This is a genomic window from Salicola sp. Rm-C-2C1-2, from assembly GCF_040196175.1.
Lineage (GTDB): Bacteria > Pseudomonadota > Gammaproteobacteria > Pseudomonadales > Oleiphilaceae > Halospina.
Map to the genome: position 1 here is coordinate 1,238,174 of NZ_JBEFNF010000001.1, position 8,527 is coordinate 1,246,700.

Annotated in this window: 10 protein-coding genes; 2 read left to right on the plus strand and 8 right to left on the minus strand. The window is 55.7% G+C overall.

The features are described 5' to 3' along the window. Positions 1-105: 105 nt before the first annotated feature. A complete protein-coding gene (locus AAF659_RS05700) occupies positions 106-525 on the plus strand; it encodes a hypothetical protein (protein ID WP_349750716.1) in 420 nt (139 codons plus the stop codon). Positions 526-585: 60 nt separating this feature from the next. Here the strand turns inward: AAF659_RS05700 and msrA are convergent, their stop codons facing one another. From msrA to AAF659_RS05720, 4 genes are all read right to left on the minus strand, one after another. Then, positions 586-1,224 (minus strand): peptide-methionine (S)-S-oxide reductase MsrA, encoded by a 639-nt coding sequence (gene msrA / locus AAF659_RS05705; RefSeq protein ID WP_349750717.1) that lies wholly within the window; start codon positions 1,222-1,224, stop codon positions 586-588. Between the two features lie 131 nt (positions 1,225-1,355). After that, positions 1,356-2,951: an isocitrate lyase gene (locus AAF659_RS05710; protein WP_349750718.1), complete on the minus strand. Its 1,596-nt coding sequence runs from the start codon at positions 2,949-2,951 to the stop codon at positions 1,356-1,358. 122 nt (positions 2,952-3,073) lie between these two features. Further along, entirely contained in the window at positions 3,074-4,114 is a 1,041-nt protein-coding gene (locus tag AAF659_RS05715; RefSeq protein ID WP_349750719.1) for a class I SAM-dependent methyltransferase, read from the minus strand. Continuing rightward, on the minus strand, positions 4,104-5,105 hold the full coding sequence (locus AAF659_RS05720) for a TonB family protein (RefSeq protein WP_349750720.1): 1,002 nt from the start codon (positions 5,103-5,105) through the stop codon (positions 4,104-4,106). The genes AAF659_RS05715 and AAF659_RS05720 overlap by 11 nt, the downstream gene beginning before the upstream one ends. A 157-nt stretch (positions 5,106-5,262) precedes the next feature. Between AAF659_RS05720 and AAF659_RS05725 the strand changes: the two genes are divergently transcribed. After that, complete coding sequence (locus tag AAF659_RS05725) at positions 5,263-6,063, plus strand: pseudouridine synthase (protein ID WP_349750721.1); 801 nt, start codon at positions 5,263-5,265, stop codon at positions 6,061-6,063. Here AAF659_RS05725 and AAF659_RS05730 read toward each other — a convergent pair. The 4 genes from AAF659_RS05730 to AAF659_RS05745 all read right to left on the minus strand — a co-directional run. Further along, a complete protein-coding gene (locus AAF659_RS05730) occupies positions 6,056-6,505 on the minus strand; it encodes a hypothetical protein (RefSeq protein WP_349750722.1) in 450 nt (149 codons plus the stop codon). The genes AAF659_RS05725 and AAF659_RS05730 overlap by 8 nt on opposite strands. A gap of 397 nt (positions 6,506-6,902) precedes the next feature. Beyond that, a complete protein-coding gene (locus AAF659_RS05735) occupies positions 6,903-7,184 on the minus strand; it encodes a hypothetical protein (protein ID WP_349750723.1) in 282 nt (93 codons plus the stop codon). Positions 7,185-7,801: 617 nt separating this feature from the next. Continuing rightward, on the minus strand, positions 7,802-8,260 hold the full coding sequence (locus AAF659_RS05740) for a hypothetical protein (protein ID WP_349750724.1): 459 nt from the start codon (positions 8,258-8,260) through the stop codon (positions 7,802-7,804). After that, on the minus strand, positions 8,257-8,527 hold a 271-nt coding region (locus AAF659_RS05745), incomplete at its 5' end, for a hypothetical protein (protein ID WP_349750726.1). The genes AAF659_RS05740 and AAF659_RS05745, both read right to left, overlap by 4 nt.

Consider the following 8,527-nt stretch of genomic DNA (forward strand, 5'->3'; position numbering starts at 1 on the left):
GTGATTATTCTAAATTTTCACCCTAATCTGGGCACAGAACTCAACAGCAGCAGGGCGAGTTTCCCCATAGCTGATGAGAAGTCCCCAGAAAGGCAGGGTGCGACCATGAGCGATCTCAAACGCAGGATTCAGGAACAAACCGGCCAGCAGTGGCAAAACGCTTCCCAAGAGTTTCAACATGTACTCAGGGAGCTTGGCGCCAAGGATGCGGAAAACGAATCGTTTCAGGATATGATCCGGGCTATTCGGGAGAAAAACCCCTCCTTGCGTGACCTCATGTTCAACATGGACGCAGCTACCTATGACACGCGCAAGCGCCTGTCATGGAATGCGCATATGACCTCCGCCTATATCATGAACCAGGTCGAGGCTTCATACATCAATGAGCTCAAGCCGATGGTGGCCAATTACCGCCAGCAGGCAACTCAGCGCCTTGAAGCCCTACTGAGTCAGGTGCGCAGCATGCGCGAGCGTTTCCAGGCTGCCGCTTCAGAAGATGCTGGTACAGTTGGTACACAAAATTAAGCGCCTACCTGGTTCCTCCAGGTATACCCCTCCTCCCCGTGCCTTTTAGCACGGGGTTTTTTATGCATAAAGAACGCCGGTGCCCCCCAGTCCGCAATAACCTCCAGGGTTTTTATGCAAGTACTGCTGATGCCAATCTTCTGCATAATAGAAAACCACGCCCTGAGCCAGTTCAGTTGTGATAGCGCTCTGCCCAGCGGTCGCCAGTGCCTTGCCATAGGCCACCATCGAAGCGTCCGCAACCGCCAGGCTCCGGTCATCCGGCAGATAAAGAGCGGATCGATACTGCGTCCCCACGTCATTACCTTGGCGCATCCCCTGGGTTGGATCGTGATTTTCCCAGAAAACTTTTAGAAGCGTTTCCAGCGCCAATGTGTTCGGATCATACAGAACCCGGACTGCCTCGGTGTGGCCTGTACGGCCACTGCAGACCTCGTCGTAAGTAGGGTTCGGCGTGTAACCACCGGCATAGCCGACCGCTGTTGTATACACCCCATCCAGCTGCCAGAAGCACCGCTCCGCGCCCCAGAAACAGCCCATGCCAACAACCAGTTCCCGGCAATGATCCGGAAAAGGCGGAAGCAGCGGCGTACCCAGAACCGCGTGCCGGTTGGTTATACGCATTTCAGTTGCGCGTCCTGACAACGCCTCGTCCGGCGTTACCATTCGCATTTTCTCGCTGTTGAAAAGGTGCCACATAACCGGATCTCCTAAAGACCTGTGAAAGTTCAAGGATAACGGACAGCTACCCACAAAAAACCCCCTGCCGGAATCCGACAGGGGGTTCTGTATCGACGCGGCCCACGGGGGCCGCAACACCGCAACCGTTCTTAGAACTGGTTCATGGTGTTGTCTTTACCACCCGCCTTCAGGGCTGCTTCGCCCGCGAAGTACTCCTTGTGGTCGTCACCGATGTTGGAGCCGGCCATATCCTGGTGCTTGACGCAGGCCAGACCCTTACGGATCTCCTGGCGCTGTACGTCGCGCACATAAGCCAGCATACCTTCCTCACCGAAGTAGCCCTTGGCCAGGTTGTCCGTGGACAGGGCCGCGGTGTGATAGGTCGGCAGCGTGATGAGGTGGTGGAAGATGCCCGCGTGCTGGGAGCCGTCCCTCTGGAAGTTCTGGGTCCAGCGGTCAGCTTCGGCAGCCAGCTCAGTGTCGTCGTACTTGCTGTTCATCAGATCAGCACGGTCGTACTGGGATACGTCCCTGCCTTCTTCTTTCCATGCATCAAACACTTGCTGACGGAAGTTCAGAGTCCAGTTGAACGACGGGCTGTTGTTATAGACCAGCTTGGCATCCGGAACCTCTTCCTTGATGCGGTTGACCATGCCCGCGATCTGGCCGACATGCGGCTTCTCGGTTTCGATCCACAGCAGATCCGCGCCGTTTTTCAGGCTGGTGATACAGTCCAGAACCACGCGATCTTCGCCAGTGCCTTCCTGGAACTCGTACAGACCGTTGGGGAGACGTACCGGCTTGTGCAGCTCGCCCTTCTTCTTGATGACCATGTCACCTTCCAGAACGTCCTCGGCGGACTTGACCGGCTCGGTCTTCAGGTAACTGGTGTACGTGGCCGCGAGATCGCCGGGCTCTTGGGAAACCGGAATCTTGTGGGTCAGGCCAGCGCCCAGGGAATCGGTACGCGCAACGATGACACCGTCTTCAACACCCAGCTCGAGGAATGCGTAGCGAACCGCGTTGATCTTGGCGATGAAGTCCTCGTGCGGGCAGGTCACCTTGCCGGCCTGGTGGCCGCACTGCTTGGCGTCGGATACCTGGTTCTCGATCTGGATGGCGCAGGCGCCCGCCTCGATCATCTTCTTGGACAGCAGGTAGGTCGCTTCTTCGTTACCGAAACCGGCATCGATGTCTGCAATGATCGGAACAACGTGGGTCTCGAAGTTGTCGATCTTATCGATCAGCTCCTGAACCTTTTTGTCATCGCCGGCTTCACGCGCTTCGTCCAGCTCGTGGAACATATGATTGAGTTCACGTGCGTCTGCCTGCTTGAGGAAAGTATAGAGTTCCTCAATGAGCGAGGGCACGGCGGTCTTCTCATGCATGGACTGGTCCGGCAGCGGGCCAAACTCGGAACGCATAGCCGCAACCATCCACCCGGAAAGGTACAGGTAGCTGCGCTTGGTGGTGCCGTGATGGCGCTTAACGGCCATCATCTTCTGTTGGCCGACAAACCCATGCCAGCAACCCAGAGACTGGGTGTACTTGCTGTGGTCCTTATCATACTCGGCCATGTCTTCACGCATGAGCTTTGCGGTGTAACGCGCGATATCCAGCCCGGTCTGGAACCGGTTCTGGGCACGCATGCGAGCCACATACTCAGGCGTGATGTGATCCCATTTGCCGCCCTGCGACTTGCGCAGCGCCGCAGCTTCTTCAATATCCTTCATGTAGTTCGACATGATTCACCTATGCTTGAGGGGTGGAACAACACGATTGGTCAACGACTCCCAATTTAGGGGAACCGTACCTCGAGCGTTGATTGATTCTATCCGGATTCACTCCATAATTAAAATCAATGCAATCAATTCCCACCATTTCGGGAATGAATGCTATGAGTGACTGAATAGACCCGGTAACGGCCATCATCCGAGAACACGCGGACCGGACCTATGTAAAGCGTTAAGGGATCCTGGTAAGGCAGAAAGGCATTGGCCACGAGCCTGATCTCAGAACCTGGCTCAAGGAAGGCCGATAACTCACTGAACCAGCGGTTTATGGGGTCCAGATTCTTCTTCTGCCCCTGGTGAAAGGGGGGGTTGCTGAAAACACTGGCGTAACGGTCGGTTATGTCGGAAAGACCATCTGATGGCACCACACTCACGCCTTCCTCACCGTTTAAAGCGGCCTGGGCACAACGAAGAGCCTGCCAATGAACGTCGGCCAGTGTCACGGTCAGCCCTGGCCAGTGGTGTCGCAGCCAGGCCCCAATCACCCCATTGCCACAAGCAAGGTCCAGCGCGGGGTCCGCGGGCTTGTCCGTCACTGTTTCAAGGAGCTGGCGGGTTCCTTCATCCAGGCGGCCTTCACTGAACACACCGGGAAGGCTGAAGAGCTCAAGCACAGCCCCCGGCGTCGCCACCCGGACAGGCTCCAGCCACTCCTCAACACGGAATGGCGGGACCACGGCTTCCGGTACCGCACACCAGAGCTGACAGTGGCGAGCATTATCCATCTTGTAGGCGCCGGGGAAACGCTCCTGGAGCTGACGGCTGCCGCGCCCAATGCCCTCGCGTTTAGCCCCCACCAACCACAGCTCTCCCCCTGGCGCCAGCTTCGGCGCGGCCCAGGCCAGGCGCATTGCCAACTCGGAGCGCGCCTTGGGCATGAAAACCACAATCGTATCGAACGCCGCTGGTGTTGCCGGGTCGTCATAGCCAAAGAGTCGCCCCCCAGCAGTGCCTCCCGCCTGTTCCCAGACGCCATAGTGGGTGGTGAGTGCATGCAGTTGCCGGCCTGGCCAATGAGGCATGGGCCCGTCATGACCCACAAGGCAGACTCGCTCGCCCAGCCGATCCAGAGATCGTTCCAGAAGGGTGAGCGCCGGGCTGGCATCAGTTGTCATTGGTCAGTGGTTCTCCTGAATAGGTGAATCGCAGGTTCTGGTAATAGCGGCGCACAATGGATGGCGAATCCGGGACCTTGAACCGCTCCACGGATCGCACCGCCCGCAGCGCGCTCTCATCCAAGGTGCTGTGACCACTGGGCAGGTGCACCCGGGACGTCTGGAGATAGCCGCGCGCATCCACCGAAAACCGGACCTCGCCCTGGTGGCGTTCATCCGCGCCCGCCGGCTGCTCCCAGCGGGCCATGATCTGGCGCTTCATGCGGGCCAGATACTTATTCGCCATGCGGATGCGCCGTTCTTCAATCTCGCTGACCATGGACTCGCCCCGGACTGCATCCATCTCGCCCTCATCCAGAGCCTCCATGCCGGTGTCACCACCGATCTCCGGTCCAGGGCTGGGCTCAGGCACCTTCTCCGGCTCCTCCTTTTCGTCACCCAGAGACATACTGGCACTGGCGGGATCAGGCTTGCGCTGCTCGTCGCCCTCGGTGGCCGCATCCGGGCTCACGCTGCCCGTCTCAGGCTCAGGGCGTTCATCCGCCCCCTCCCGGCTCTCCTCACTGGGTTCAGGCTGGCTGGGTTCCTCGGCTGCTTCGGGGCTGGGCGCCTCGCCCGAGGCCTGGGGATCCTCCGGCGCCGCAGCAGGTGCCTGTTCGGTCTCGGGGGCATCCCGGCTGGTGCCCTTGAGGTCCGTCACCTCGTCCGTATCCCGGGGCATGTGTTGCTCATCCGGCTCAGGTTCAGGCTCGGGTTCAGGTTCCGGCTCCGGTTTGGGCTCCGGTTTGGGCTCCTCCTGAGCTTCTGGTTCCGGCTCGGGCTCAGGCTCCGGTGGTGGCAGGGAAACGCGCACATCCCGCTGCATGGGCGCCACCTCCGGCGAGCGCGGCAGAATCGGCGGCATAAAGCTGACCAGCAGCAGGTGCAGGGCAAGGCTGAGCCCGAGAACAAGCCACCAGAGCCGGCGGGGCGTGGACATCCGGTTTGCCATGGCACCACCGTCTCAGCAGCTGGGCCCGAAGTCGGACCCGGAAAGGGATTCGCTTCCCGGGATCCAGCCACACAGGGCGCCTGTGCTATCCTCTGCACGCCTTAAGGGCCGCGGCGTGGCCAGGTTGACCTCAACGATGTTCCGGGAGACTTCTTGCATGGTAATGATGATAACCGGTGATCCTCAGGAGAGCGAATCAGCCAGCATCCTCTACCAGGACGATCACCTGGTGGCGATGTACAAGCCCTCCGGCATGCTCGTGCACCCCACCAAGGTAGACCGCCACGAGCAACGCATCGCCCTGCCCCTGCTGCGTGACCAGATCGGCCAGCATCTCTACCCGGTGCACCGGCTGGACAAACCAACCTCCGGTGTCCTGATCTTCGCGCTGGACCCCGATACCGCCCGGCATCTGGCCAACGCCTTCCAGGCGCACCAGGTGCGCAAGGACTACCTGGCCGTGGTCCGCGGCTGGCCGCCGTTGGGAGGCATCATTGACCAGCCCCTGGCCCCGCGGGACCCGGACAGCCGCAAGCGCAAGCGCCGTAAGGCCTCCCAGTCGGCCATGACCCTGTATCACCGTCTGGCCTGTACCTCCATCCCGATTTCCGTGGACGGGCGCTATACCCACACCCGCTACAGTCTGGTCCGCCTGCGCCCGGTAACCGGCCGCCGCCACCAGCTGCGGCGCCACCTCAAGAGCCGGAATCACCCCCTGATCGGGGACGTCAACTACGGCAAGGGCATTCACAACCGTTTCTTCCGCGAACAATACGGCCTCAACCGCCTGATGCTCTGTGCGGTCAGAATGTCATTTGAACACCCGGTAACGAGTCATCCCATTGAGATCCAAGCGACGCCGGACGAGGACTTCACCTCGGTTGCCGAAGCGGTGGGGCTGCCATCAGGAGCCACCGGGATTAGTTGTCCGGTACCGGATGATCCGAAAATCAGATAAGCCATTGATATAGCGCAAAACAGCTAACCACGAATGATGCCAAGACCCAAACCCCGAACAAAAAAACCTGTGTACCACGAGGAATACCATCTTCAATTTCACCATAACGAAAGAATTCATCAACCCCAAACCCTTTTCGAACATATCTCAATCGCAAGAATATAACTGGCGCCATAACAGAAAAGGACCATCCAAGTGCTACAGGCCATGCACTGTCTTCGCTAATAGCAAGCAAATCATAGAAGCCAATAGGCGCAACCAAACCAAACAAAAACAAGATACCGACGATTTTATATGCAGTTTTTTTTCGACGAATTGTTTCATAGTCGGTATAGGTAGTTATTTTCACCTTTTGCCTAAACAGACGACTCAAAATGGATATGATAAGCGGGGTGCCTATGGCACTTACAAGAGCTGGTAATAGTATGTTATCTAGTTCCATGACGATAAAACGTTTGACGAGACTTTAGAAAACCCGTTTCCAGGCCCACTCCACAGCCTTCATTGTGGTTGATTTCCCCCGCATACTCGCTGGTTTTTCGGTTTCGTTACGGCCCCGGTTCCTGGATTCAAGCAATTTCTAAAGCTGAAGGGCTTCTTATTCAATCGTGATTTGGATATAAGTGAAGGAGTTTTCCGGACGTAAAATCACGCAGTGTCGGTAGTTTTCTACCCGGTAGCGACACTCCCCCTTCATCGAAGCATATTGTCTACGAGCTTTGTTTTCGATGCTTTACCGTTTAACGCAAATATTCAGCGGCGGCCTTTGCGTAGCCGCAAGCGGAGAAAAGGCCGTCCGGTGTAGGCCCGCCAGGGCTCGAATGAACCGGGATGGCTTGTTATAGCGTGCCATTAAACATACTACCCACGCTAGCAAGCAAAGCAACCGTAACTCCCGACCACCTCATTAAATACCAATACTTCTCCAACGGGAGAGCGAACCTCTTAGTGCGTTGTCGTCCCATTAAAAGAGCTATCCAGGAAAGTCCCAGAATACTTGGCACAGCATAGAAAACACCATCAGCAATTGCTGCTAAAGAACTAATTAAAAGCAAAGTGGCCAACATAACCCATGTTGCTGACATCATTCGATTGGCCTCGACTGTTTCATTACGCTGCATCGACTTCCTTCCTTGCTAGTTCTGTGCCATGCCTGGCAAACACGTCGCAAACAGCGGCGGGAGAGCGTCCGCTATTGCTTTGCCTTGTTAAGGGACTTTCTTTCTAGCACGAAAAAAGCCCCGTCCCATAAGATGTAAATCTCATTATTCGATTTCTTTAACGCATACGCTCCAGGAGCGGTCCAGTTATCAGGACACTTTACCTCTACTATTCTTATCTTTTTTGAACCCGGTTTGATACTGGACAGAGGAACTCTGAATCTTTCCAAGAACTCTTTCTCGCTCAGCGAGCTGGCTTTATAGTCAGGTTATTCGCAAATCGCTCCATGGAATGAAGCCTTGTTCTGGGAATATGTTGCAATTTCGCCAACCCACCTCTCGGCATCTTCTGATCCAATAGCACTGATGCCAGAAAATTCAGCCCCTGTTACGCGCCATTGTCCCAAATACCATTGTCCCGCCATGCAGGATGGAGCAACGAACAATAAAAGCCAGAAAGCTGCTTTCATGGATTCCCTTAACGCTGCCAACACGGGCAGCTTTGTAGTGAAGGTGAAGCCGCAACGAAAAAGCTGTCGCTGTGATTGGCCTTGTTAGCGCTATTTCGGCGACTCATGTTAACTCTTTTGTAGCTGAGAAACTGGGATTCTTAGATTCCCGTCATATCTCCTGAAATGGCGTTGCTCAAGCTTTTCGATTACATCGTCATCATACTCACCGAACCACAAATGGTATTCCGTCGGATCCTGCTCTCTGATAGGTGAGTAAAATGCTCCATACAAGCAATGTCCGTCGTACTCATTTAAGTCAGACAATATTTCTTCCTTCACGACGAAGTTATCGTCTCTATTATCTGGGCATAATATATCTAACAGCTGTTCAGCATACCTGTTTTCTTCGTACATTTTTTTAATGCGGCAATTCACATCATTTTCCCAATGATACAAGACATGTTTCTCGATAGCTGGGTTCAGCTGTGTCAAGTAAACCTTTTCATAAGAACAGGAAATCTTTTTTATGTACCCATTTTTTTCTAAGATCTCGTTTTCATTTTCGGAAAAATCTATATTTTTCATTCCTTTGGAAAGCGACCGAAGCGTACGTAGTCGCTCTTGCGAAACCCGCCTTTCAGGCAGCTCCCGGTGTGAGCTGTTGCTTTGATCTTGGATTCAAGTAATAACTGCAGCACCACCCGTATCCAGTGCTCCTGAGTATTGTAAGCGGTCCACGAACTCCATCTTAACGGCCTGAGCCGGATTCGCCAGACTGCCTCCGTGGTTTCAACGGAGGTAATCATGACGCACCGACTGACCGACACCCAGGCGTTCTGGCTGGGGCACCTG

What these genes read in the sequence shown, in the direction of transcription:
- AAF659_RS05700 (WP_349750716.1), top strand. Translation starts at nt 106, where the DNA reads ATGAGCGATCTCAAACGCAGGATTCAGGAACAAACCGGCCAGCAGTGG.
- AAF659_RS05740 (WP_349750724.1), bottom strand. Translation starts at nt 8,260, where the DNA reads ATGAAAAATATAGATTTTTCCGAAAATGAAAACGAGATCTTAGAAAAA.
- AAF659_RS05715 (WP_349750719.1), bottom strand. Translation starts at nt 4,114, where the DNA reads ATGACAACTGATGCCAGCCCGGCGCTCACCCTTCTGGAACGATCTCTG.
- AAF659_RS05735 (WP_349750723.1), bottom strand. Translation starts at nt 7,184, where the DNA reads ATGCAGCGTAATGAAACAGTCGAGGCCAATCGAATGATGTCAGCAACA.
- msrA (WP_349750717.1), bottom strand. Translation starts at nt 1,224, where the DNA reads ATGTGGCACCTTTTCAACAGCGAGAAAATGCGAATGGTAACGCCGGAC.
- AAF659_RS05720 (WP_349750720.1), bottom strand. Translation starts at nt 5,105, where the DNA reads ATGGCAAACCGGATGTCCACGCCCCGCCGGCTCTGGTGGCTTGTTCTC.
- AAF659_RS05710 (WP_349750718.1), bottom strand. Translation starts at nt 2,951, where the DNA reads ATGTCGAACTACATGAAGGATATTGAAGAAGCTGCGGCGCTGCGCAAG.
- AAF659_RS05730 (WP_349750722.1), bottom strand. Translation starts at nt 6,505, where the DNA reads ATGGAACTAGATAACATACTATTACCAGCTCTTGTAAGTGCCATAGGC.
- AAF659_RS05725 (WP_349750721.1), top strand. Translation starts at nt 5,263, where the DNA reads ATGGTAATGATGATAACCGGTGATCCTCAGGAGAGCGAATCAGCCAGC.